Origin of the sequence: Rhizobium sp. AC27/96 (genome assembly GCF_001692325.1) — a bacterium.
In the GTDB taxonomy this organism is placed as follows: Bacteria; Pseudomonadota; Alphaproteobacteria; order Rhizobiales; family Rhizobiaceae; genus Rhizobium.
In genome coordinates this window covers 88,890-113,076 of record NZ_LXKN01000002.1, presented here as the reverse complement: position 1 = coordinate 113,076, position 24,187 = coordinate 88,890, and the positions used below count along the sequence as shown (strand labels likewise).

The following is a 24,187-nucleotide window of genomic DNA, read 5'->3' as shown; positions in this document are numbered from 1 at the left end:
AGAAAACGATGAAAAAACTTATTGTCGGCCTTCTGTCGCTCACACTCATCGGCGGTGCTGCTACCGCCGTTGCCGTGGCTGCGGAAACGAAGCCTGCGGCGGAGAGCGAAACGCCGCATTATCCGCTGAAGGAGCCGCGCGAACAGCACTGGAGCTTCTCCGGCCCGTTCGGCTATTATGACAAAGCGCAGCTTCAGCGTGGCCTCAAGGTCTATACCGAAGTCTGTTCCGCCTGCCATTCGATGAAGCTGGTGGCTTACCGCACGCTGGGCGACCTCGGCTATTCCGAGGCGCAGGTGAAGGCCTTCGCTGCCAACTACGAAGTGCAGGACGGCCCGAACCCTCAGGGCGAGATGTTCACCCGCAAGGCGCTTCCATCGGATCATTTCAACTCGCCGTTCCCGAACGACGAGGCTGCTGCTGCTTCCAACAACGGGGCGGTGCCGCCTGACATGTCGCTGCTGGCCAAGGCGCGTGAAATCGAACGCGGCTTCCCGCAGTTCATTTTCGACATCTTCACCCAATACCAGGAAGGCGGCCCGGACTATATCTACTCGCTGCTGACCGGCTACGAAGATGCACCGGCCGGTTTCAAGGTGCCGCAGAACTCGCACTACAATCCGTATTTCGATGCGGCCGCGACGTTTGCGATGCCGAAGCCGCTTTCCGACGGGCAGGTGACCTATGACGATGGTTCGCCGCAGACGGTGGACCAGTATGCGCGCGACGTGTCTGCTTTCCTGATGTGGACTTCCGAGCCGCATCTTGAGGATCGCAAGCACCTCGGCTTCATGGTGATCATATTCCTGCTGATCTTCTCGATCCTGATCTATCTCACCAAGCGTTCCGTCTATGCCAAGGCCGGCGCTCACTAAGTATTGCGATGATTGAACGAAGAGGCGGCCCGTCGAGGCCGCCTTTTTTGTTGGTATAGCGCCCGGCTCTTGATAGGGTGCCGCCGGCCCTATCACAGCCTGAGAGTACATATTTCATGAACACTATTGCTTCGGAGCTCGCTGCCAGCATCCGCTCCATTCCGGACTATCCCAAGCCCGGCATCATCTTTCGCGACATCACGACCATGCTCGGCGATGCCAGGGCGTTCCGCCGTGCTGTCGATGCGCTGGTGCAGCCCTATGCCGGCTCGAAGGTCGACAAGGTTGCCGGCATGGAAGCGCGCGGCTTCATTCTCGGGGGAGCGGTTGCGCATCAATTGTCGGCCGGCTTCGTGCCGATCCGCAAGAAGGGCAAGCTGCCACACGATATCGTCCGGATCGCCTACAGCCTCGAATACGGCGTCGACGAGATGGAGATGCATCGCGATGCGGTCAATCCCGGTGAAAGGGTTATCCTGGTCGACGATCTGATCGCCACGGGCGGCACGGCCGTCGGCGCAACGAAGCTCCTGCGCCAGATCGGCGCCGAAGTCGTTGCCGCCTGCTTCGTCATCGATCTGCCTGACCTTGGCGGGCGCAAGAAGCTCGAGGAACTGGACGTGCCGGTTCACACGCTCGTGGAATTCTCCGGTCACTGACCTGGATGTGCGAATGGCTTGCGGGGCGGCGTGATCGCGCCCCGCAAGGTTCTATTCAAAGGCCAACACGGTGCTTTCGAAGCGCAGGGCTGGCGCGCCGTGCTGGTTCACTCCGTCACACGCAAGCGTATAGAGCGCCCAGCCGGGCCGCGAGGCCAATGGACGGCTGCCGAGGATCGTGACACCATAGGTGATAGTGTCGCCTGCAAAGACCGGGCGCAGCCATTGCAGCGTCTTGAAACCCGGCGAGGGGCCGAGAGTGGGTGGTGTCTTGCCCTCCGCGATCAGCCGGGCCATCTCGGATTTCCAGTAATCGACGAAGCTGCGCATCCACACTGAGCAGCTATGCCAACCGGAGGCGCAGAGCCCGCCGAACAAGGTTTCCTTGGCCGCTTCGGCATCCATGTGGAAGATCTGCGGATCGAAGCGCGATGCAAACCGGACGATGCTTTCGGGGGTGAACGTATGGCTGCCGATCTCGACGCGCTCGCCGACCGTATAGAGCTCGCTCATCTTCATGCCGATACCTCCGCGCCCGCACGCATGCGGATCATCGTCGAGTTTTCCCCGAGGCACACGAGTTCGCCGTTCTGATTTTCGATCTCGTGGCGGAACTTGACGATGCCTATGCCGGGGCGTGAGCGCATGGGCCGGGCTTCCAGCACGATGGACCGGCCGGATAGCGTATCATCGGCCAGAACCGGCTTCTTCCACTCCATGAAATCGATGCCGGGCGCACCCTGTGCATCGGCTTTGAGGAGATAGGAATCGCACATCATACGCATGAACATTGCCGAGGTATGCCAGCCGGAGGCGGCAAGACCACCGAGGATGCTGGCGCGGCCGGCTGCCTCATCCAGATGCATCGGCTGCGGGTCGAATTCCCCGGCAAACTCGATAATTTCAGCCGCTGTCACATGTTTGGGGCCGAGCGGAAATTCCTGCCCCTGCTGGAAGTCTTCATAGGCCAGTTTCGTCATGTCTCCCGCCATCCTCCGCATCGCTTTCGTCGGCAATGGCATAGCCGGTGGCAATGGCGCAAGTATTTTCATGGCTTCGAGGATGAGGACTGTTGCCGAACGGCGATTGGTCCCCGGCAGCTCTTGATTGTGTGCGGGCGATATGTTGAGGCTTGGTGGTGGCGAGATGACATGGGGATATGAATGAGCGATCTTAAAATCGCATTGGACGAGGCTGCCGGCGAGGGGATTATTTCCTCCGATCAGGCCGCGCGATTGCTGCCTTATCTAAGCGACAGGAACATCGGGGCACTGGCGGCGACGGGCGCTCTTTCCGAACTGCGTTCGACGGATGCGCCCAACCCATTGGAAGAAACGGAAGCGCCACGCTTTGTCCGCGGCTTTCACGATGTGCTCATCACCATCGGCATCGTCGTCCTGCTCGTCGGCCTGTGGGGAGTGGCGAACCACTCCGTGTCGCTGCTGGCGATCGGTATCCTGGCGGAAATTCTGGTGCGGCGCCAACGGCTGGCACTGCCGGCCGTGGTTTTGACCATCGCCCTCGTCAACTGGCTTGTTCAGACGATGATAGGCTATGTCGATACAATGCCGTCGCTGTTCGCCGATTTCACCCATGGTGCCGTCGTACTGGTCGCGCCGTTCCCGATCATGCTGGCCTTGTTTTATTGGCGCTACCGCGTGCCCTTGTCGTTGGCATTGCTGCTCTTCTCACTATTCGGGTTGCTGCTCGCGGCGGTCTTCTACGCCGTTGGCTCGATGCTCGGCTCTTCGGACGTGCTGACGGACTATCCGCTCCTGACGCTTGTCATATTGTTTGCGGCAGCGCTTGGCAGCTTTGCCCTGGCAATGCGCTTTGATCTGAGCGATTCGCAGCGGCAAACGCGGCGTTCCGACGTGGCGTTCTGGCTGCATCTCGTGACCGCGCCGGCTTTGCTCTATTCAACGATCCTGCTGGTTCTGCGCTTGCAGCTCGCCAATAGCGGTGTCGTGTTCAACAACCTCACCAATGTCTTCTTCGGCGGCTATCTGCAGGCATTTACGGTGTTGGCGGTTGTCCTGGTGATGATGCTCATCGGCCTTATCATCGATCGCCGCGCCTTCGTTACGGCTGGCCTCGTATCGCTCGGTCTCGCGACCGGCGCCATTCTCCGGCACAACGACGCCGGTCTCGACAAGATCGGCTTCCTCGTGCTGATGATTGTCGGTCTGGTCGTGCTGGTCATCGGCATCGGCTGGGCCGATCTGCGCCGCATCGTCGTGCGGCGGTTGCCGCTGTCGATACAGGGTAGATTGCCGATCCTTCGTTGACGGTCAGTGCTGGCCGGAGGCCTGTGCCTCTGACAGCAGCCAGCTTCTGAATGCGATAACATCCGGCCGGTCGGCGACGGCTCCCGGACAGACAAACCAGTAGCTGAAGTCATTCGGCAAGGTCATATCGAATGGCTGGACGAGGCGCCCGTCCAGCAGCGCTGCTCCGGCGAGAAACAGTCTGCCAAGTGCCACGCCCTGGCCGTCCATTGCGGCTTGCAACATCTGTGCGTGGTCGTTGAAGATCATGCCGGGCAAGGGGTCAGTATGAGAAACGCCGGCCTGATTGAACCAGCGCGACCAAGCGTTACGAGGCGTATCATGTAGCAGATTGGCTCGAAGCAACTGGTCGGGCGTCCTGAGGTCCAGCATGGCTGCCAGCGAAGGCGCGCAGACGGGGCTCAATGCCTCATGGGCAATGAGATATGTCTTGAGGCCGTGCCACTTCCCTAGCCCCGAGCGGATGGCAACGTCGAAACCATCAGTCGAAAAGCCCCAGCTTTCGGGCGAACTGCTCAGCCTCAGATCGATACCGGCATGGCGCTCCCGAAATGCTTTCAGACGCGGCACCAGCCAGGAAGATGCGAAGGACGGAAGAACCGTCAGGCGCAGTGGGCCGTCCTGGCGACTGCCGACAATGGATGAAGCCGCCGCCAACCGGTCCAATATCTCGCTCACCTCCATCAGAAAGGTGTCGCCCTTGTCCGTCAGGCGGAGAGAATGCCCGGCGCGCTCAAAGAGTTTTACGCCAAGCCAGTCTTCGAGCAGGCGAACCTGATGGCTGATGGCGGCCTGCGTGACACAAAGCTCGTCGGCGGCGCGGGTGAAGTTCAGATGCCTCGCACCGGCTTCAAAAGCGCGGACGGCCCCGAGCGGTGGCAAACGGCGCATGCTCGATTACCTCTGTTTATCGAGGCCATGAAAATAGATCATTTTTCTTCATGATGAAAGTCGTGTTTCTGGCATCCGCAACGGCGCTGTTCCCGCCCGTTTCGGAACCGAGGGCGTGATGATCAGTTTGGAAATTTGGTTGCTCTTTTTAGGCTACACCGTGCCGCTGGTAATCAGCCTCGGTCCGGGCAACACGATCCTGACAAGCATGGGCGCGCGCTTCGGCGTTAAAGGTTCAGGGCCGTTCTGGTTGGGATTTGAGGCGGGCAATGTGGCCCTGTGTCTCATCTATGGCTTCGGGCTTGGGCAACTGGCGCATGCCTATCCGCTGTTTGGTGCGGCATTGAAGTGGACCGGTATCGTCTATCTGCTCTATCTGGCGTGGACCTTCATCAGATCGACGACAAAGCCATCCAGATACGGTGAAAAGGGCCATGGACGATTGGGTCTTGTCGATGGCTTCGTGTCAGTTCTGCTCAATCCGAAAATTCATTCGATGGTCTTGGCGATGTTCACGCAATTTCTCGACAGCGGCCATCTTGTCGGGCAGGTCACCCAATTGACCCTGGCATTTCTGGTTGTCTCCATCATCTGCCATTTTCTGTGGATCTATCTCGGCGCAACCGTTCTCGGCCGCCTCCGCTCTGAAAAAGAGCAACGGATCCAGGGCTGGGCGTTCGCGCTGTGCATGATCGTCGTGGCAGGTTTCATGGTGCGCGGGTAAACGCGCACCATGAGCAGATGCTTTTTGAGGATTACGTGTTGAAACGGAAGTGGATGACGTCGCCGTCCTGGACGACATATTCCTTGCCTTCGTCACGCGCCTTGCCGGCTTCCTTGGCGCCGACTTCGCCATTGAAGGCGATGTAGTCGTCATAGGCGATGGTGTTGGCGCGGATGAAGCCACGCTCAAAATCCGAATGGATGACGCCCGCTGCCTGCGGAGCCTTGGTGCCGCGCTCGATCGTCCAGGCCCGCGTTTCCTTCGGCCCGACGGTGAAGTAGGTGATGAGGTGCAGCAGCTTGTAGCCGGCGCGGATCAGCCGGTCGAGGCCGGCTTCATCGAGACCGAGCGCGGAGAGGAACTCCGTCGCCTCTTCTTCGGGCAGCTGTGCGACTTCCGCTTCGATGGCGGCGGAGATGATGACAACTTCCGAATTCTGCTCCTTGGCCATGGCGGCAACGGCAGCCGTATGCTCATTGCCGGTCACCGCATCGGCTTCGGCGACGTTGCAGACATAGAGAACCGGATGCGAGGTCAGAAGGTTGAGGCTCTTGAGGATGCGGAGTTCTTCGGCATCGAGCTTCGACAGCAGCGTGCGCACCGGCTTGCCTTCGTTCAGCAGGCTGAGCGAGGCTTCCATGATCGGCAGCATCGCCATGGATTCCTTGTCCTTGCTGGTGGCGCGCTTGCGCATCTGCTCGGTGCGGCGCTCCAGGCTTTCGAGATCCGAAAGCATCAGCTCGGTCTCGATCGTCTCGGCGTCGGCGACCGGATTGATACGGCCTTCGACATGGGTGATGTCGCTGTCTTCGAAGCAACGCAGCACATGCACGATGGCGTCGACTTCGCGGATATTGGCGAGGAACTGGTTGCCCAGGCCTTCACCCTTCGAAGCGCCGCGCACGAGGCCGGCGATATCGACGAAGGAGATGCGCGTCGGGATCAGTTCCTTCGACTTGGCGATATCGGCAAGCTTGCGCATGCGTGGATCGGGAACGGCAACTTCACCCGTGTTCGGCTCGATCGTGCAGAACGGATAATTCGCCGCCTGCGCCGCCGCCGTCTTGGTCAGCGCGTTGAACAGAGTGGACTTGCCAACATTCGGCAGTCCGACGATACCGCATTTGAAACCCATGGCACCTTGTCCATATCTTGAAAAATCTTTGCAGTGCGTATGAGGGAACGGCCGGTGCGGGTCAAGTCTTGTGCGAAAAGCGAGCCGGTTTTCGCGGCAGAAAGGCGCCTTTGGCGGTGCAGAAGCCGCCCGAGCGGCTCGGGCGGCTCAATTGTCAGAGGCGGAACACCTTCACTTCGTTGCCGCGTTCAAGTTCCTTGTTGGCCAGGAAGAGCGCGGTTTTCGCATTCTGGCTTTCCCGCTCGGCCAGCAGCAGCAAGATGGCCTGCAGCCGCCGGATGGCGAGCGCCTTGTTGCGGTGTTGAGAGCGTTCATCGCGGCACATGACGGTGATGCCGGTCGGGACATGGATTGCCCTGACCGCGCTGTCTGTCGTGTTTTGATGCTGCCCGCCGGGACCTCCGGCGCGCAGCGTTTCGAAGCGAATGTGGTTCATGTTGACGGTCGTTGTTTCATTCGCTGTATCGGCGAGTTCGATGCGCTTGACGCCGACGAACCAGTTCTGCCGCTTGTGCCCGGGCCTGAGTTTGCTTTTGAAGATAAAGCGGATCGAGCCGCAATAATCCGCCGCCAGGGTCGAGGCACCCGTGCCACGCAGCGTGACGATTGCTGATACCGGGCCATGCCGGTCCGGTTCCTGTGAGACCGCCATCTCGATTTCGCAGTCTCTGGCCTGCGCCTCCCTTTCGAGAATGGAGAGCAGCGATCTAAGTGCGACACGGCATTCCGCCGGACCGTTGCCCGAGGTGGCAAGGAGATGGATGTCAGCCATTCTTGCGCCTCCCATTCATCCTGCGATCGCGCGTGCGGTCCCGCTTGAGCTCTTCGTGATCGACGCTCGTCTTCTTGTAGGTAATGAGCGGCTTCATCGAGGCGAGTGGTCGCACAAGGCCATGGCCCGCAAGATCCTCAAGGACTTGCCCTGCATTCTTGTAGGCGCTGGCGGCCTCTTCGACTGCAAGCTTGCGGTCGTCGCAAATGGCGATGCCGCCCCACTGATTTCGCAACAACGCCTCCCGCTCCGAGCGGGTTACGCCAATGCGGCCATGCATGTTGCGGCGGTCGTATTTGCGCCCGGCTCCGTGCGAAATGGCCCAATGCGATTTCGCCGCGGTGGAGAGAACCTGGACAATATAGCTCAGGCTGGCTCGAGAGCCGGCAATGGGCGCAATGCCGCCATTCTGAACGGCGGCTGCCCCCTTGTAGTGGACATACCCATCGGTATGCCGACGCACGAGATTGTGCGGGACATCCGCGATCAGGTGAACGTCTACGCGAAGTGCCTCGGCCACTCGTTGCGCAATCATCTGTCGATTGAGCACTGCCCACTCGACGCAGAGATCATGGCGGTTCAGCCATGTCATGCCGGCCTCGGATGCCGGATCCAGGCCATCCGTCATAGCGCCATTCTCGTCGATCGTCCGATCGAAGACGCTGGCTCCCAGGTTGCGCGAGCCTGTGTGGACAAGCAGATAGAGCTTCTGCCTGTCCAGGAGTTCGGCCGGATCAGGTTGAAGCAGCTCTTCCACGGACTGGATCTCGCAGAAGTGGTTGCCGCCACCGATCGTACCCAGCGATTCGACATTGGCCTCAAGGTCGGCCAGCGGCGCGAATTTTGCGATGTCGGGTGCATCGAAGCCAATAGTCTCAAGTTCGCGCAAGGCGGTGGCAGCCTTGTCGATCCTGAATTTGCGTTGCGGCATGTCGAGCTCGAAGAACGCCATGCCGCAGCCGATATCGTTACCGATCAATTGCGGATAAAGGCGCGACGACAAGGCGGCCATGCCGACCGGGCCGTATTTTCCCGGATGAAGGTCAGGGAAACCGGCGACGGACAGCATGCCCGGAAGCCTTGTGATTTCCGCAAGCTGCTCCAGCGCCAATCCTTCGATCCAGGATTTTGCCGTAAAATAGTGTGCTATCGCGGCAGGGCGGCTGCAGCGCATAGTGACGGGACCGGAGGCCCCTATGGAATTGCCCATGAATATGATCCCAGGACAGGATAAATATTTTCGGCCTTAAGGCCGATCAAAGGAGCTCACGGCAGCGCATCGACGCTAACTTAAGCTTTTGCCCCTAAGGGGCGCGATGAAATGACGTGCATCATTTGTGCTCCCAGTCCTGAAAAACTAATGCCGGCTGTATAAGCGAAACAGAATGGATTGCAAGACCTGTTTTGAGATCGCCCACCCGTGGTTGCTCGCAATCCCCCGATCTGCCAACTGGTGCCGGAGCTCACCCTCCTTGAATGGCGTAGTGCGCTGCACTATAATAGCGCTATTACTCCAAAGCCTTTTTCTCTGTCGTCAACGGTGATGCCGATGAGTGACAATGATATTGTCCTGAAACCAAAGACCAAGACGAAGCCGAAGGTCGACAGACCGAAGCTTTACAAAATCATTCTCGTCAATGACGATTACACCCCACGTGAATTCGTCGTGATGGTGCTGAAGGCTGTCTTCCGTATGGACGAGGATACCTGTTATCGCGTCATGATGACGGCGCATAAGCTCGGCAGCTGCGTGGTGATGGTTTGCGCGCGAGATATCGCCGAGACGAAAGCCCAGGAGGCGATCGACCTGGCAAAAAGCGCCGATTTCCCGCTGATGTTCACCACGGAACCGGAAGAGTAGGGCCTGAGGCCGATCAGGCGATGGCTGGGCGGCGGATCTGGAAGCCGGTCTTGTCCTGCACGAAGCCGCAATTGGCGTAGAAGCGCAATGTTGCCGGGTCCTTCGAGCCGGTCAGCAGCATGGCCTTGTAGCAGTTTTTGCCCCAGGCTGTTGTGACGGCCTTCTGGATCACCATCCCGGCAAGGCCGCGCTTGCGATAATCCGAATGCGTGACGACATTCTCGAGCAAGGCATAGGAAGCGCCGCCGCGCGTCAGGTTCGGAATGACCACCAGTGTCACGGAGGACACGGCCTTATCGCCGGCAAAGGCCGCGAAGATCGTCATGCCGGAATGGGCCAGGATTTCAGCGAAGCGGCGCTCCGCCAATGGCAGGTCCAGCATTGGGTCTTCAGCATTGAGATGCTGATAAAGTGCAAGAAGCGTCGGCAGATCGGCAATCTCTATCGGCCGGATGACGATATCGGCGGCGTTTTCTACGGCTGCTTGCGACATGTCAATTATCCTTCTTGCCGAACATCCTTTTCAGCATCTCCGCCATCGGACCTGTCTCGGGTATCCTTGGCTGGTTATGGTTCCGTGCCTGATGGATATGCGACTTCGCGGTCGCCTTCTTCTCAGGCTTCGGAGCCTCTTCCTCCGCCTTGCCGCCCAGGGCAAGCGCGATCTTGTTCATAAGCTGCGAGTCCTCGCCGCGCACCAGCATGTCGGCATTGTCGGCAAGCGTATCGAACAAGGGGTCGAGCCAGTCCCGATCCACCTTGGCGAAATCACCAAGAACGTGATTGTGCACGAGTTCCTTGGCGCCGGGATGACCGATGCCGAGGCGCAGACGCCGATATTCGCGGCCGGAATGGGCGTCGATCGACTTGATGCCATTGTGGCCGCCATGACCACCGCCGGTTTTCAGCCGCGCCTTGGCGGCCGGCAGGTCGAGTTCGTCGTAGATGACCACGAGGTCGGATGGTTCGAGCTTGTAGAAGCGCATGGCCTCGCCGACGGATTCGCCCGAGAGGTTCATAAAGGTCTGCGGCTTGATGAGCAGCACTTTCTGGCCGCCCAACTCCCCTTCGGAAATCTCCGCCTTGAACTTCTTCGTCCATGGCGAAAAGCTATGGCGGCGATGGATCGCATCCACGGCCATGAAGCCGATATTGTGGCGGTTGCCTTGATATTTGGCGCCGGGATTGCCGAGACCCGCGATGAGAAGCATGCGCTTCACCCCCTGGAAAATGCCGATGCCCTTCACGACAGCGAATTGACGGCAAAGTCAAGGCGGGATGCGATCAGTCGCCGAGGTGCAGGCCGTACTTCCGGAAAATCCGCTTTTGCGTGCCGTCGGCGATCAAGGCATCGAGCGCGGTTTGCATCCTGTTTTGAAGGTCGCTGGGGAAATCCTTCTGGCAGGCAATTCCCATGGCTTGCTGAGAGAGGATGGTCACCTTCTGCACGGCATGCCCTTCCTTCTTCAGCTTGTCGAAGTAGAATTCCGAGATCGGCATCAGGTCGATGCGGTCGCTCATCAGCTTCTTCAACGTCGCCTTGAAGTCGCTGCCGACATCGATGCGCGGAAAATTATTTCTACGCAGGATTGTTTCGGTGTAGTCCTCACGCCACGTGCCGACAAGATATTTCCTGGCCTCATCGATCGTGGCGGCAGTGGCCTTCGAGCCATTGTGCTTGATCAGCACATTGCGATCGATAAACAATGGCTGCACCCAGGCGAAGAGCTTGTCGCGCTCTTCACTATGCGCCGTGGCGAAAACGCAGGTCAGCGGCTCCGTCATTGCCTGGCTGTAGGCTCGGGCCCAGGGCATGACATCGATCGTATAGTCCACGCCGATATCCGCCATCATCTTCTGCACCTGCTCGACAGTCGCGCCGACGGGGGTCTTGCCGTCACGATAGTTGAAGGGCGGGTAGTCTTCCGTGGTGAAGTGGACGGTTTCTGCGTGGGCCGAAGCAAGAAGAGAGAGTGAAAACAGGTTGGCAGCGACGATGAGCAACAGCTTTCCCACCCGGCTCTCCATTGCTACGACGCCTGCGCTACACGGGATTGGCCATTCATTTCCAGGCAGGACAGCGTCGTCATCAGGATATCCGGATGCTGCGGCCGATAGAAGAGATAGCCCTGGCCATAGTCGATGCCCATGGTGCGCAGGGTTGCGCATTCCTCTTCGGTTTCGACACCCTCGGCAATGACCGTGCAGCTCATCTTGTGCGAAAGCGTCGTGATGCTTTCGACCAGCATGCGGCTCTTGGCGCTGACATCCGACGCCGTGTCGTTGATCGCCCGCACGAAGGACTGATCGATCTTGATGATGTCCACAGGGAAGCGGTTGATGTAGCTCAGCGACGAGTATCCCGTACCGAAATCATCCAAGGCGATGCGGCAGCCATAGCGGCAGATCTCGTTGATGACCATGCGCGTCTCCGGATTGTCATCCATGAGCACGGCTTCGGTGATCTCGACCACGATGCGGCGCGGCGAGATATCATAGCGTGAAAGCAGGGCGGCCATGCGCACCGGCAGCTCGGGCTCGAATTGCAGGGGCGAGAAGTTGATGGCGAGGTAGGTATCCTGCATGCCATCGAGCTGTGAGAGGCGCGCGAAGTGGGCGACAGCCTTTTCCATGATGCGGTTGCCGATGCGAATGATGGAGCCGGTTTCCTCCGCGACCTCGATGATGCGGGCCGGAGGCAGGATCCCCTTGTGCGGATGATGCAGCCGCATCAGGGCTTCGAAGCCGGCGATTGAGCGATCGTCGATATTCACGACCGGCTGCAGATGAGCCTCGAACCAGTCTTCGCTGAGACCGCTTTCGATATGGCTTTCCAGCTCCGCGCGGCGGCGGGAGTCGTCCAGCATGCCGTTGTCGAAGATCTGGGCGCCGTTCTTGCCGTCGCGCTTTTTCGCGTACATGGCGATATCGGATTTCAGCAACAGTTCGGCCGCATTGGCGGCGTGGCGCGGGTAGATGGCGATGCCGACGCTGGCGCTCAGACGGGCATCGCCATAGAAGGGCGCCTCGAAAACCTCGGCAATGCGGGCGGACATGTCCAACGCCCTTGCTTCGGCATCTTCAGCCAGCAGCAGGATTGCAAATTCGTCGCCGCCCAGGCGCGCGGCAATATCGCCCGGCCTCATGCGCTTCTGCAGGCGCGATACGAGTTCACGCAGCGCCGCATCGCCGGCGGCATGGCCCATATTGTCGTTGATCCACTTGAAGCGGTCGAGGTCGATGAAAAGGCAGGCAAGCTCACGCCCGCGCAGATCGGCCTCGTTGATCTTGGCGTCCAGCGCGGTCTCGAAGCCCTGGCGGTTCAGAAGGCCGGTCAGGTGGTCGGTGATCGCCTGACGCAGGTTGCGGTCCTCGGACTGCTTGAGTTCGGTGACATCGGTCATGACCGAAAGCGAGAGGCCGTCCTGGATCGCGGTGGTCTCGAGGATCAGGACATCCATGACCTGCTCGTTCCGGCAAAGGAATTTCACGGTGACGGCAAGCCGGGCAGCACTATCGGGGTTACTGCGCTTGCGCTCGGAATATTGCGAACGCGATTCCGGCAGGACAAGGCTAGCAAACTCGCGCCCAAGCACTTCTTTTCGATCATAGCCCGTGGCGGCGAGCCAATAGTCGCTGACGGCGGCGATGCAATCGTCCTTGTCGAGGGAGAAAAGCATGGCGGGCGTGAGATTATAGGTGTCGGTGGCCCGGCGATGGGCAAGCTTCAGCTCGGTTTCCTCACGCTGGAGCTTGCTCTGCATGTCGTTGAAGCTGCTGGCGAGCCGGCCCATTTCGTCGTTCGATTGCCAGTCGACATGATGGCGCGAGCCGAGGCGGCGCGTCGCCTCGACGGCGTGCGTGAGCCGCATCAATGGCTGGATGACGAAAATGCGGTTACCGATCAGCGCCGCGCCGAAGACCGTCAGCACGGCGAAGATGAAGATGGAGATGAAGACGATCTCTTCATTCTTCAATCCGTCGAACAGGCCGAGCTGTGGGTAATAGACAGTGATGGTGCCGAGCTTCTTGGCGCCATCAACGCCATTATAGATGATGGAGCGGGAGACGGACTCCAGATTGCCCTTGTAGGACTTCGGTATCGTCGACTGAGTGACATCGAGCTGGCCGGAGAGATCGCGGACATTCACCCTGACGATCGCGCCCTCGGCGACCGTCGTCGCGCTGATCTGGGTGACGCTGTCTTCGTCCAGGTCCCAGAGCGGCTTTGCCAGAGCCTGGGCATTGGCGACGAGCAGAACGGTTATATGGTCCTTGATTTCCTTTTCGGCGCGCTCCGACGACAGGAAAAGGAATAGGATGAAGAGCGGCGCTACGAAGACAAGCAGCGCACCGCAGACGATCGCGAAAAACCTATTTTCGACCGAATGGTTCATCGTTCCGTTAGCTCCCCAGTTATAGGCCAGCGGATACTGGGGCACCGATCCCTACAACTCTTTCGCGTAGGTTTTCATGAATCTGTTAAATGTTGCTGAAACTCTGGGGTTAATGGAAATTAGTGAAAGTATAGATTCAAGAAATTGTTATTTTTACTTTCTCTAATATTTCGATGTCGAGCATGAAAAAACCCGCCATCCCATGGGGAAGGCGGGTTCGAATGATTGCGATGAAGATGCCGATTAGGCGGAGGCTTCTTCGCTACCTTCTTCTTCTGCAAGACCGGCTGCCGGAGCAACGATCGTCGCAATCGTGAAGTCGCGGTCGGCGATAACCGGCGTGACGTTCTTCGGCAGCTTGACGGCCGAGATGTGGATGCTGTCGCCGCTCTTCAGGCCGCTGAGGTCAACGGTGAAGAATTCCGGGATGGCATCAGCCGGGCAATGGACTTCGACTTCGTGGCGAACGATGTTCAGCACGCCGCCAGCCTTGAGGCCCGGGGACTTCTCGTGGTTCTCGAAGTGAACCGGGATTTCGACGGTGACTTCGGTGTTGCCGGAAACGCGCAGGAAATCGACGTGAACCGTGAAGTCACGGACCGGATCGAGCTGGTAGTCCTTCGGCAGAACCTTGATCTTCTTGCCACCGACGTCGATCGTTGCGATCGTCGTCAGGAAGCCGCCGGCGTGAATGCGCTTCGTCACCTCATTGGTGTTGAGAGCGATAGAAATGGGGGCCTGCTTGTCACCATAGATGACAGCGGGAATCAAACCATTGCGGCGAAGTTCACGGGCGGACCCCTTACCAACCCGTTCGCGCGCCTCGGCCTTTAGCTCGTAGCTTTCGTGGCTCATAGCTATTCCTTTCGAGGTGTTATCTGGAGAGCTCAGCCGGTCGGTCATGTGCCGTATCGGTTGAACTGGAGGAAGGGCGTTCCCTGCCTCATCCGCATTGCCTCCAAGGGTGTCTGCGCGGACGCGTGGCGTATAATACAAAGTGGCCGCAGGCGCAAGCACCTCCGGAATGGGAGGGTTTGTGATGACATTGCCACGCTTGCCTTCGTGGCCGCCCGCCATTTCCATCAACGCCTTGACATATACCCTCGGCCTCTTCAACAGTCGAATTCAATCGATCAGGGTCAGAAAGAGAGGTCGGGCATGCGCTCCAGGGCTATCGCCGCCGCGGTTTTTTCCATGGGTCTCGCCGGCGTGTCGCAGGCCGCCGACATCAACGAGCAGGGCGCCAACGATCTCCGTGATATCCTGACGCATTCGCTTTCGCGCGATCTCGCGCGCAGTGATTTCGTGACGGTCAAGCCCGCCGGTGACCAATATGAGATCACCTACGACCTTGCGAAGTTCTTCGACAAGGTCAATTCCGGTGGGTTCTCGGTCACTGGTTTCAAGCCGCTTTCTCTGTTCGCCCAGCCTGTCGACCAGGGCCGCTGGCACCTGACGGGGAACAACAGCCTTGATATTGCGGTACATTCGCCGTCATCGGATATTGCCTACTCGATCGCTTCCAGTTCCTTCGACGGCATTTTCGATCCCAGGATCGAGATGATGCGGTCGATTGGCATCAAGAGCGGCAGCGTGAAGTTTTCCAGCGTCGGCAGCGGTGCCAAGAGTGGCCGCAAGATCGACGCAACCATCGACGGCATTTCTTTTGCCCATACGGTGACCGACAGCAGCGAGGCGGGCAAGGTCGATCTGCAGGTGCAGGGCACGCTGCAACGACTGAACGAACAGCTTACACTGCGGCCACATGGCTCGCCCGTGAGTTTCAGCGCCGATAGTGTCAGCACCCACCTGACGGCAACGAGCCTGCCGGCAAAGGAGCTGCGCGAACTCTTTCGCTTCTTCGTCCAGCACGTGAAGGCCAAGCAGCTGTCGGCAAGCGGCAGCGAAAAGTTCGAGCAGCTCGTGCATCGGGCTTTGCCTGCCTTCGGCTCCCTCAGCAAGTCGGTGACATTGAGCAATGCGGTTGTCTCCACGGACAAGGGCAAGGTCGGCGTCAAGCAAGTCGACTATAGCTTCAAGATGGATGGTCTGACCAAGTCCTCCAACGTCAATTTCGAGCTGCGCGCCGAACATTTCACTCCGGATGCGGACCTTATTCCGGCGGCATATGCGCCCTTCCTGCCTGAAACGCTGGATGTGCAACTCGGTGTACCCAATATCAATTTCTCCGGCCTTATCGATACAGCCCTCGATGCGGTGGCGGCGCGAGCGACGCCGGTCTCCGGGGAACTGGTCAAGCGGACCATGTTTCCAAGCGGATACGGGACGCTTGAATTTCCGAAGATCAGCGCTACTTCGGGCGTCTACGACCTAGAGGTTTCCGGTACATTGAAGGGCTCGACCAAGGCGCATTCCACCTATTCGCTGCAGGCGACGATCCTGGCGCGCGATTTCGACAAGACCGTTGCGGCCATGCAGGCCGCCGCAAAAACGGAATCGCGTCTGAACAGCGTCTCTTTCAGCCTGCTCGCGGCCAAGGGGTTTGCCAAGACCGACCCGGATGGGCGTCTGCGCTGGGACGTAACGATGGATGAGGATCGGACGGTAACCGTTAACGGGCAGGTGATGAAGAAGCCCTGATAGGGCATGAGAGCGCGGGATGTCCCGCTGCATTGATAGAGTTTCGTTCGAGAGGCGAATCGGCCCTCTCGAATTTCACATTTTTTCCAGGTATTTGGGGGGTGAATTATGCGTTTCAAAGCGGTTGCCGTGGCAGCTGTTCTTGCTGCAGGTGTGGCCGGTGCTACGCAGGCGGCTGAAGTCAGCGAACAGGGTGCAAAGGATCTGTTTGGCAATCTGACCTATTTTTTGCCTGACGATATCGCCAAGGGCGGCGCAATTTCGGTAAAGCCGGTCAGTTCGCATTATGAGGTCACTTATGATCTGCGGACATTGTTCGACAAGCTGGATGTCAGCGGCTTCGATATCAGCGGACTGAGGCCGCTGACCATGCTGGCAATGCCGCAAGATAGCGGCCTCTGGAATATCGAAGGCAACAATGCTTTCGATATCACGGCACATTCGAAGCCTGGCAGCGCCGCTGACATGGAATTTCGCTATGCCCTGGCTTCATCGAATTTCCAGGGTGTCTTCGATCCCGCGCTTCATTACCTGCGTTCGATGGATATGAAGGGCAGCGGTATCACCTTCACCACGAAGACCAGCGACGAGAATAGCGGTGTCCAGAAAAACGACGCCACGGTCGATAGCGTCGGTTACACTCTATCATCCGCCGATAGCGGCGAACCGGGCCGGCTCGACGTCAAGATGAGCGGCAGTCTGCAATCGCTCTACGACAAGATCTCGTCCGACGACACGACGCTCGGCGAAATCAAGGTTGCGGCGATCGACTTCAATGCCGGCGCGACCAAGCTGCCGTTGAAGGCGGTGAATTCCCTGCTGCACTTCGTTTCCGAGCACAAGGACCAGAAGACCCTTTCCGATCCGGACGCCACGGCGCTCAAGGCGCTGCTGATGGATGCCATGCCAATCGCCGGCTCCTTCGAGGAGTCCATCTCCGCCAAGGACATTTCGGTGACGTCGCCGTTCGGCGATGGCGGTCTGCAGAAGCTGGGTTATTTCTTCAAGATCGCCGGGCCGACCAATGCGATGAGCGCCGATTTCGGATTGAATGCCGAAAAGCTCACCCTGGCCACCGGTCTGGTGCCTGAAGACTATATCGCCTTCATTCCGGATGCGGCGGATTTTCAGATACAGGTGCCGAACCTGAACTTTTCCGCCCTGATGGAGATCCTGCAGCAGACCGACTTGAACAAGCCGGAAAGCGATGCCGCCCTCGACGAGAAATTGCAGCAGGCCATGTTCCCGGATGGCACGGTGTCGATCAACTTTCCGAAGATCAGCGCCGTCTCAGGTCTCTATGATATCGAGGCTACCGGCAGCATGCGTGGCTGGCTGAACGAGAAGGACCGCGTCTCGATGAAGATGACGGTGCTGGCCCGTGATCTCGACAAGACGATTGCCGCCGTGCAGGAGTCTGCCAAGACGAAGCCCGATCTTTCTCAGCTCTCCTTCGGCCTGATGATGGCCAAGGGCTTCGCCAAGACCGATGCGGATGGGCGCTCGCGCTGGGACATCGAGCTTACCGATGCCGGTGGCGTGACGGTCAACGGTCAGGTCATGAAGTAAATCAATCAGAAATCAGAATGCGATCATGTTTGTCCTGAGGCCGTTGAGCCAGCGCTCGATCTCTCTCCTTTGGGCCGGTCAGGTACTGGCGGCCACGGGTTCCGAATTCTACATGGTCGCAGTCGTCTGGATCGCGGCGGACTTTATCGGCAGGGATGCGGGATATGTGTCCGCGCTGCAGTCCGGCACGCTCCTGTTCGGCAGTCTTTTTGCCGGCATCGTCACGGATCGGTGGCGTCACAGCACGACGATGATCATGGCCGATCTGCTGCGCGCCATCCTGTTGCTGATGCTGTCACTTGCCGGTCTTCTGCATCTGATGAGCCTGCCGCTTCTGATGGTGCTTGCGGCATGCATCGCGTTGCTGACATCGACATTCGATCCGTCACTGCAGGCGACGCTGCCGACGATTGCCGTCGACCCGGACGTTCGTCACGCAACCAACGGCCTGTTCGACGCGACGCGACGCATGGCACGCATCCTCGGCCCGAGCCTGATTGCCATCGTCAACGGCTTCCTGCCGAAATCGCAATTCTTTGCGGTGACGGCGGCCACCTTCCTGCTGTCGGCGCTTGCGGTATGGCTGGCGGTGGCAAGGCTTCCCGCTGCGCCGCGGCGGCGTGATTTCTCCGGAATGGCTGCCGTAGTGGACGGCGTTCTCGGCGGATGGCGGGTGGCGCGGGGCCACGCGGCCATCCTCTATGGCTTGTTCACCAACCTGATGGGAAACATCGCCTGGGCAATGGGAATCCTGCTCGGGATGATCCTGCATCTGCGCGAAACCAGCGCCGATCCCCTGACGGATTACAGCCTGATGATGACCGCCTACGGCGTTGGCAATGTTGCGACCAATCTTATTCTCAGCAACATCAAACCGCGCCAGCCCGTTGTCTGGATTATCGCCGCCAAGCTCATTTTCGGTTCTGGGGTTTTCCTGCTGCCGCTGATGCACGACCGGATTTGGCTGATGGCCGTCGCGTGCTTTGCTGCGATCAACGGACCTTTCGAGAATCTCGCCATGCTGCATCTGATGCAGACACGCAGCGAACCGCATCGTCTCGGGCAGGTTTATCGTCTGATGATGTGCGCGATCTTTACAGGACTTTTCCTGGCTTACCTGATGTCGCCGACCCTGTTTGCCTGGTTCGGCATCGGTCCTTCGATCATGGGGGCAGGGGCTGCTGTCGTGATCTCCGGTCTCATCGGTATTGGCCTGCTGGCCTGGAGACAGACGCATCCGTCCAGGGCAAGGGTCGTCTGACGAGAGGTGAGCGATCTCAGTCGAAGAGGCTCGAAACCGAAGCTTCCTGGCTGGTGCGGTTGATGGCTTCGCCGATGAGGCTGGCCGTGCTGATGACGCGGATATTGGGGGCCGACTGCACCGCCGTCGTCGGCTGAATGGAATCGGTGATCACCAGTTCCTTCAGCTTGGAATTTGCGACACGCGTCACGGCACCGCCGGAGAGCACGCCGTGGGTGATATAGGCGGTGACGCTTGCCGCGCCCTTTGCGAGCAGGGCGTCGGCCGCGTTGCAGAGCGTGCCGCCGGAATCGACGATGTCGTCAATCAGCAGGCAGTCTTTTCCTTCGACGTCACCGATGATGTTCATCACTTCGGATTCGCCCGGGCGGTCGCGGCGCTTGTCCACGATCGCCAACAGACAGTCGAGGCGTTTGGCAAGAGCGCGGGCGCGTACGACACCGCCGACGTCCGGTGAAACAACCATGACGTTGCTGATATCGTAATTGGCCTTGATGTCACGGGTGAGGATCGGCAGCGCGTAGAGATTGTCCGTGGGGATATCGAAGAAGCCCTGGATCTGGCCCGCATGCAGGTCAAGCGTGAGAACGCGGTCGGCGCCAGCCTCGGTGATGAGATTGGCCACCAGCTTGGCCGAGATCGGTGTGCGCCCGGAAGCGCGGCGATCCTGGCGGGCATAACCGAAATAGGGGATGACTGCGGTGATGCGGCGCGCCGAGGAGCGGCGCATCGCATCGATCATGATCAGCAGTTCCATCAGATGATCGTTGGTCGGAAACGATGTCGGCTGGACCAAGAACACATCTTCGCCGCGGACGTTCTCCTGGATTTCAACGAAGATTTCCTGGTCCGCAAAACGCCTGACACTGGCCTTGCCTAAGGGAACGTTGAGATAATTGCAGATCGCTTCGGCAAGATGCCTGTTCGAATTCCCTGCGAAAACCTTCATCTTGGCCCGCCTGTTACCAACCTGATAGCCGCGCTTTTAACCGCCTTGCTCTCGAATGCAAGGGGGGAAGGGTGCGATACCTTTCATATTTATGAAAAGCTTGTGGCTATCCACCGTTGGAATTGCGCCAGGAATTGAATTCCGACATGGTTTTGGTGGCGATTTTCTGCATGACGGCCGGCGGAACGGCCGTCCAGGGATCGCCGCGCTTCAGCGGCGCACTTTCCGCTCCCTGGATCCGGTGCACGCGATTGCCAGCATTATCAAGCACATCCCAGACATAGGTCACCGAGATCTGCGGCCCATCTTCGAAGGCGGCAAGATAGCCCTTCAGGATGTAGTTGGCGCTGGCATCGCTGGAACTCTTGATTGTGAGGCCAAGCGAGCGGGCATCGGAGCCAAGTTGACGCGATAGCGGTGTAACGGCCTGCACGGGCGCGCCGATGATCGGCAGAAAACGGATGCTGTTGCCGCCAGTTGCCGCTGTGGCCGGCGGCAGCGATGCCTGCTGTTGGTCCGGCTGCTGCTGATCGTCGGCCGCTTGCTGCTGCGGTGGCGGATCGTCCGAAAGCCGGCGGTCGGCCTCGCGCTGCTCGTCGGATTGCGATGTCTGCGGATCGGCCGGGGCGATCGATGCCGTGCGGCCATCGTCAAGCGGACGCGAAGCATAGGGATTGGTGCCGTTCGACTTCAGCGCTGATGCCTGATCGTCCAGCGAGCCGCCGCCACCATAGCTTTGCGACTGATATGCCTGCTGGGAGGTCTGTTGTTGATAGCCGTAGCTGTCCTGTGTCCCCGGATAAGTCTGCCGGCGCTGCGGCGCGGTGGCCATCCGCTCGACATCCCGTTGAGTGACCGGGCTGGAGCTGACATCGCCGATCGCCTCGGGTGGCGTCAAGGCGTCCGTCGTGTTGCAGGCGGAGAGCGCGAGGCAAAAGCCGGCGACAATCAAGGTTGTCCTGACCAGTCCCATTTGCGCGATCCCTTCTCTTGACGGTCTCTCCGTTCAGGATCGCTATTTTACGCCACTAACGGTTAAGAAATTCGAGCGGGTGGCGGGAGAGCGCCTTGGGGCCTTGCGAGGTCGTCAGATAGGTTTGCCCGAGGGTCATGGCGGTGCCGCTGTCGGAGTCCATGATGATCATATGGACGAAGAGCGACATGTTCTCCTCGATCTCCTGCGGATTGCCCATGTGGAACATTTCGTGCTCCATCCATGAGGGTGAAAAGCGTGCGCCGAGCGAATAGCCGCAGGCGTTCAGCCGGTGTCGGGCAAGGCCGCGCTCATCCATGATTTTCGCATGCATATCGAAAACATCGCCGAAGGTGTGGCCAGGTTTCAGGATCGTTTCGATCGCCTGCAGCGTTTCCAGGCAAGCGCTGTAAAGTTCGCGGTGGCGATGGCTGGCGGTGCCGATGACGACCGTTCGCATCATCGCGGCATGATAATGAGCGTCGACGCCGGCCCATTCGAGCGTCAGTTGATCTTCAGCATCGAGTTTGCGCCGGCCTGACTTGTAGCGGCAGAGCAAAGCCTCCGCGCCGGAGCCGATGATGAATTCGTTGGCGGGATAGTCGCCGCCGCCGGAGAAGACCGCGCCCTGCATGGCAGCCAAAATATCTGCCTCATCCGCGCCCGGCTTGATCAGGGACAGAGCGGCATCGAGCGCATCGTCAGCAAGAGCGGCTGCGCGCTCGATATGGGCGATCTCCGCCGTGCTCTTGGTCAGGCGCAAGCGGCTGATGAGATAGGAGGCGTCGACGATCTGGCCGAAGCTGGCGAGCTGATGGTCGAGCAGGCGGGCGATGCGGCCTGTCATGCCATGGGTGTCGTATTCCACGCCGATGCGGGTGCCGAGAAGATCCAGATCGGCAAGCAATTCCTTGAGGTCGAGTGTCGGATCGGCGTTGAGGCGATCGACCCAGATGTGAATGTCGGTAATGACTGAAGTGAGCTGAGCCTGACGCAGGTCGGCGGAGCGCGTCAGAAGCGTCATCGATCCATCGGCCTTGACCACCAGCGTCTGGAAGAAGCAATAGCCGAAGGTGTCATAGCCGGTCAGCCAGTACATGCTCTCCTGCGCGAACAGCAGCATGGCATCGAGCTTCTCCTCCTGCATCCTGGCAAGCAGCCGAGCCAGGCGTGCGTCAAATTCGCTGCGTTCGAAATGCAGAGCCATATTAGCTTGCCTCCCCGATGGCGATGGCTGAGATCTGCCGGCCGTAGTCCGGCTCCTTCGCATGTGTCGTGCGGCGATAGGAGAAGAAGCGGTCGGGGTCCGGATAGGTGCAGAGATCGAGGCTTTCGGCTGTCACGCCCGCCTTGCGCAGGCGATCGACGGTGAGAGCTGGCAGATTGAACATTGCGTGGCCCGCCCGTTCCGAAGGTGCAAAATATCGGGCGTAGTCGGGGTCGTGAGCCAGAAAGCGGTCGACGAATTCCGGTCCGACTTCATAGCTTGCCTGACTGATGGAGGGGCCGAGGCAAGCAACAATCGCCTCGCGCCTCGCGCCGAGGGCCACCATGGCGTCGATGGTGTTTTCAAGTACGCCGGTCAGTGCGCCCTTCCAGCCGGCATGGGCGGCGCCGATGACCCGATTGTCCGGATCGGCGAAAAGGATGGGGCCGCAATCGGCGGCAAGAACGCCGAGCGCGATCCCTGGTGTAGCGGTCACCATCGCATCGGCCTCGGGGCGATTGCCGTTATAATGCTCATCGACTGTGACGACATCGGGGGAGTGGACCTGATGTACGGTGGCAAGCCGTTCCAACGGCAGGCCGAACCAATCGGCGACGCGACGGCGGTTTTCCAACACGTGCTCGCGATTGTCATGCGAGCCGAGCCCGACATTCAATCCCCGATAGAGGCCTTCGGAGACGCCGCCGGCACGGGTGAAATAACCGTGGCGAATACCGGTAGCTTCTGCGGCGCTCAGCAGCGTGCTTGCAATGGGTTTCGGCAACTGGAGCGTCCCTTGATGTCTGGTTTAGCCTGTCGTGCGATGGATAACGCAGCCGCGGCGAAGCAGTTCGATTTGGCGGCGATGTTGGCCCAGCCCGGCGCGGGCTGTCAATCCGCAGTATGGAGGGTCAGTCAGGCGACGGGACGAAAGGGCAGGAGGTCGATCGCCGGGTTCGAGACGGCCAGCACCTTGAAGAGCTCTCCCATCTTGCCTTCGCCCGCACCCGCAAGTCGTTCCACAGCGGCGCGAATATTCTCCTGCGTCGCCGCATCCTGATCACGGCCGAGCGCTGCCGCTCGTTCCAGCAATCCGAGCCCGACCAGGAAATCTCCCTGGTGACAGCATCCGTTGATATGCGTTCCCGATGCGAGCGCCGTTTGCGCCAGGTGCTGGAAATCGACATGGCTGGTGAGGTCCGCTTCGCCCGGATGCTCAAGCGGCGGATCATATTCATGCATACGCACCGCCTGCAGCGTGTCGCCAAAGCCCGTCGTCATATGGCCGTAGTCGATGGCGAGCGCCGTACCGCCTTGAGCTTTCAACCTATCGCAGATCGTCGTCATGACAGCCTGGCGGGCGGGCGCGATTTCGAAAATGGTGCCGATCGGCGGCGCGCCGCCTTCGGGCAGAAACGCAGGATCGAGAGTTGCTACGCCGGCGGTGAAGGTCAATTCGTCATCGATGTCGAGCCCAACCGCGCGCTCGCGAAAGCCATTGGCAGTGCGCACGAATTGGCGGATCGGGATGGCGTCGAAGAGTTCGTTGGCGGCGAGCAGGGTAAAACCATCCGGTACTTCGCCGAAATCCGTATGCCAGGAGACCTTTTCGCCATGTGCCGCGAGGGTTTCCCTCTGAAACTCCTGCAAGCGCATGCTGGTTTCCACCAGATGCATGCTCATGGCGTCATAGAGTGGCGGCGCCAGCTTGCCGATGACGCGCAGCATATCCGACATCATCGTGCCGCGGCCGGGGCCGATCTCGACCAGGCGCACATCGGATGGCGTTCCGTGGCGCTGCCACGCATGCACCATGAAGACGCCGATCATCTCGCCGAAAAGCTGGCTGATTTCGGGAGCGGTGACGAAGTCGCCGGACTGGCCGAAGGGCTCACGGGTTTTGTAATAGCCATGCACGGGATCGGCGAGACATAGCGAAAAATAGTCCGTAATGCTCAGTGGCCCGTTGGTGCGGATGATGGCTTTGATTTTTTCACCGAGCGCCGTCGTCATTCGTTGCTTTCG

General features: G+C 59.5%; 24 protein-coding genes. 8 read left to right on the top strand and 16 right to left on the bottom strand.

The features are described 5' to 3' along the window. The first annotated feature begins 8 nt into the window (after positions 1-8). Positions 9-875: a cytochrome c1 gene (locus A6U86_RS07300; RefSeq protein WP_068388334.1), complete on the top strand. Its 867-nt coding sequence runs from the start codon at positions 9-11 to the stop codon at positions 873-875. 116 nt (positions 876-991) lie between these two features. After that, positions 992-1,534, top strand: a complete 543-nt coding sequence (locus A6U86_RS07295; RefSeq protein ID WP_068388331.1) for an adenine phosphoribosyltransferase — start codon at positions 992-994, stop codon at positions 1,532-1,534. A gap of 51 nt (positions 1,535-1,585) precedes the next feature. Here the strand turns inward: A6U86_RS07295 and A6U86_RS07290 are convergent, their stop codons facing one another. Both A6U86_RS07290 and A6U86_RS07285 read right to left on the bottom strand, forming a co-directional pair. Beyond that, the gene (locus tag A6U86_RS07290) at positions 1,586-2,053 is read right to left on the bottom strand and encodes a MaoC family dehydratase (RefSeq protein ID WP_068388328.1); all 468 of its coding nucleotides are present in this window, start codon (positions 2,051-2,053) and stop codon (positions 1,586-1,588) included. Beyond that, complete coding sequence (locus A6U86_RS07285) at positions 2,050-2,526, bottom strand: MaoC family dehydratase (RefSeq protein ID WP_068388325.1); 477 nt, start codon at positions 2,524-2,526, stop codon at positions 2,050-2,052. Before A6U86_RS07285 ends, A6U86_RS07290 begins: the two co-directional genes overlap by 4 nt. A 171-nt stretch (positions 2,527-2,697) precedes the next feature. Here A6U86_RS07285 and A6U86_RS07280 point away from each other — a divergent pair, with 171 nt between their 5' ends. Then, on the top strand, positions 2,698-3,822 hold the full coding sequence (locus A6U86_RS07280; RefSeq protein WP_068388322.1) for a hypothetical protein: 1,125 nt from the start codon (positions 2,698-2,700) through the stop codon (positions 3,820-3,822). Positions 3,823-3,825: 3 nt separating this feature from the next. Here the strand turns inward: A6U86_RS07280 and gcvA are convergent, their stop codons facing one another. Beyond that, on the bottom strand, positions 3,826-4,713 hold the full coding sequence (gcvA, locus tag A6U86_RS07275; RefSeq protein ID WP_068388319.1) for a transcriptional regulator GcvA: 888 nt from the start codon (positions 4,711-4,713) through the stop codon (positions 3,826-3,828). Positions 4,714-4,831: 118 nt separating this feature from the next. Here gcvA and A6U86_RS07270 point away from each other — a divergent pair, with 118 nt between their 5' ends. Further along, entirely contained in the window at positions 4,832-5,437 is a 606-nt protein-coding gene (locus tag A6U86_RS07270; protein WP_068388316.1) for a LysE family translocator, read from the top strand. 31 nt (positions 5,438-5,468) lie between these two features. Here A6U86_RS07270 and ychF read toward each other — a convergent pair whose 3' ends face one another. From ychF to A6U86_RS07255, 3 genes are all read right to left on the bottom strand, one after another. Further along, positions 5,469-6,572, bottom strand: coding sequence for a redox-regulated ATPase YchF (gene ychF, locus A6U86_RS07265; protein ID WP_068388313.1), 1,104 nt, complete (start codon positions 6,570-6,572; stop codon positions 5,469-5,471). A gap of 154 nt (positions 6,573-6,726) precedes the next feature. After that, the gene (gene prfH / locus A6U86_RS07260) at positions 6,727-7,344 is read right to left on the bottom strand and encodes a peptide chain release factor H (RefSeq protein ID WP_068388310.1); all 618 of its coding nucleotides are present in this window, start codon (positions 7,342-7,344) and stop codon (positions 6,727-6,729) included. Further along, positions 7,337-8,554, bottom strand: a complete 1,218-nt coding sequence (locus tag A6U86_RS07255) for an RNA ligase RtcB family protein (RefSeq protein WP_068388307.1) — start codon at positions 8,552-8,554, stop codon at positions 7,337-7,339. Before A6U86_RS07255 ends, prfH begins: the two co-directional genes overlap by 8 nt. 339 nt (positions 8,555-8,893) lie before the next feature. Between A6U86_RS07255 and clpS the strand changes: the two genes are divergently transcribed. After that, positions 8,894-9,205, top strand: a complete 312-nt coding sequence (gene clpS, locus A6U86_RS07250) for an ATP-dependent Clp protease adapter ClpS (protein WP_068388644.1) — start codon at positions 8,894-8,896, stop codon at positions 9,203-9,205. Between the two features lie 13 nt (positions 9,206-9,218). On the opposite strand, the gene A6U86_RS07245 is transcribed toward clpS, so the two are convergent. The 5 genes from A6U86_RS07245 to A6U86_RS07225 all read right to left on the bottom strand — a co-directional run bounded on the left by A6U86_RS07245 (position 9,219) and on the right by A6U86_RS07225 (position 14,457). Next, positions 9,219-9,698 carry a GNAT family N-acetyltransferase gene (locus A6U86_RS07245; protein WP_068388304.1) on the bottom strand — a complete coding sequence of 160 codons (480 nt, stop codon included), beginning with the start codon at positions 9,696-9,698 and terminating at the stop codon, positions 9,219-9,221. A 1-nt stretch (position 9,699) separates the two neighbouring features. After that, positions 9,700-10,416, bottom strand: coding sequence for an aminoacyl-tRNA hydrolase (gene pth / locus A6U86_RS07240; protein ID WP_068388641.1), 717 nt, complete (start codon positions 10,414-10,416; stop codon positions 9,700-9,702). 73 nt (positions 10,417-10,489) lie between these two features. Then, a complete protein-coding gene (locus A6U86_RS07235) occupies positions 10,490-11,233 on the bottom strand; it encodes an ABC transporter substrate-binding protein (protein WP_198929030.1) in 744 nt (247 codons plus the stop codon). 2 nt (positions 11,234-11,235) lie between these two features. Further along, positions 11,236-13,602 (bottom strand): EAL domain-containing protein, encoded by a 2,367-nt coding sequence (locus tag A6U86_RS07230; RefSeq protein WP_068388300.1) that lies wholly within the window; start codon positions 13,600-13,602, stop codon positions 11,236-11,238. A 243-nt stretch (positions 13,603-13,845) separates the two neighbouring features. After that, positions 13,846-14,457: a 50S ribosomal protein L25/general stress protein Ctc gene (locus A6U86_RS07225; protein WP_068388298.1), complete on the bottom strand. Its 612-nt coding sequence runs from the start codon at positions 14,455-14,457 to the stop codon at positions 13,846-13,848. Between the two features lie 303 nt (positions 14,458-14,760). On the opposite strand from A6U86_RS07225, the gene A6U86_RS07220 reads away from it, so the two are divergent. The 3 genes from A6U86_RS07220 (at position 14,761) to A6U86_RS07210 (ending at position 19,033) form a co-directional block, all read left to right on the top strand. Continuing rightward, entirely contained in the window at positions 14,761-16,203 is a 1,443-nt protein-coding gene (locus tag A6U86_RS07220; protein ID WP_068388295.1) for a hypothetical protein, read from the top strand. 108 nt (positions 16,204-16,311) lie between these two features. Then, positions 16,312-17,772 (top strand): hypothetical protein, encoded by a 1,461-nt coding sequence (locus A6U86_RS07215; RefSeq protein ID WP_068388292.1) that lies wholly within the window; start codon positions 16,312-16,314, stop codon positions 17,770-17,772. 25 nt (positions 17,773-17,797) lie between these two features. Continuing rightward, complete coding sequence (locus tag A6U86_RS07210; RefSeq protein WP_068388290.1) at positions 17,798-19,033, top strand: MFS transporter; 1,236 nt, start codon at positions 17,798-17,800, stop codon at positions 19,031-19,033. Positions 19,034-19,049: 16 nt separating this feature from the next. On the opposite strand, the gene A6U86_RS07205 is transcribed toward A6U86_RS07210, so the two are convergent. The 5 genes from A6U86_RS07205 to A6U86_RS07185 form a co-directional block, all read right to left on the bottom strand. After that, positions 19,050-19,982 carry a ribose-phosphate pyrophosphokinase gene (locus A6U86_RS07205; RefSeq protein WP_068388287.1) on the bottom strand — a complete coding sequence of 311 codons (933 nt, stop codon included), beginning with the start codon at positions 19,980-19,982 and terminating at the stop codon, positions 19,050-19,052. Positions 19,983-20,088: 106 nt separating this feature from the next. Next, positions 20,089-20,955, bottom strand: a complete 867-nt coding sequence (locus tag A6U86_RS07200) for a hypothetical protein (protein WP_068388284.1) — start codon at positions 20,953-20,955, stop codon at positions 20,089-20,091. Between the two features lie 55 nt (positions 20,956-21,010). Continuing rightward, positions 21,011-22,162, bottom strand: a complete 1,152-nt coding sequence (locus A6U86_RS07195; protein ID WP_068388283.1) for a Xaa-Pro peptidase family protein — start codon at positions 22,160-22,162, stop codon at positions 21,011-21,013. A gap of 1 nt (position 22,163) precedes the next feature. Continuing rightward, complete coding sequence (gene pgeF / locus A6U86_RS07190) at positions 22,164-22,946, bottom strand: peptidoglycan editing factor PgeF (RefSeq protein ID WP_068388280.1); 783 nt, start codon at positions 22,944-22,946, stop codon at positions 22,164-22,166. Between the two features lie 131 nt (positions 22,947-23,077). Continuing rightward, a complete protein-coding gene (locus A6U86_RS07185; RefSeq protein WP_068388277.1) occupies positions 23,078-24,175 on the bottom strand; it encodes a class I SAM-dependent methyltransferase in 1,098 nt (365 codons plus the stop codon). Between the last annotated feature and the right edge of the window lie 12 nt (positions 24,176-24,187).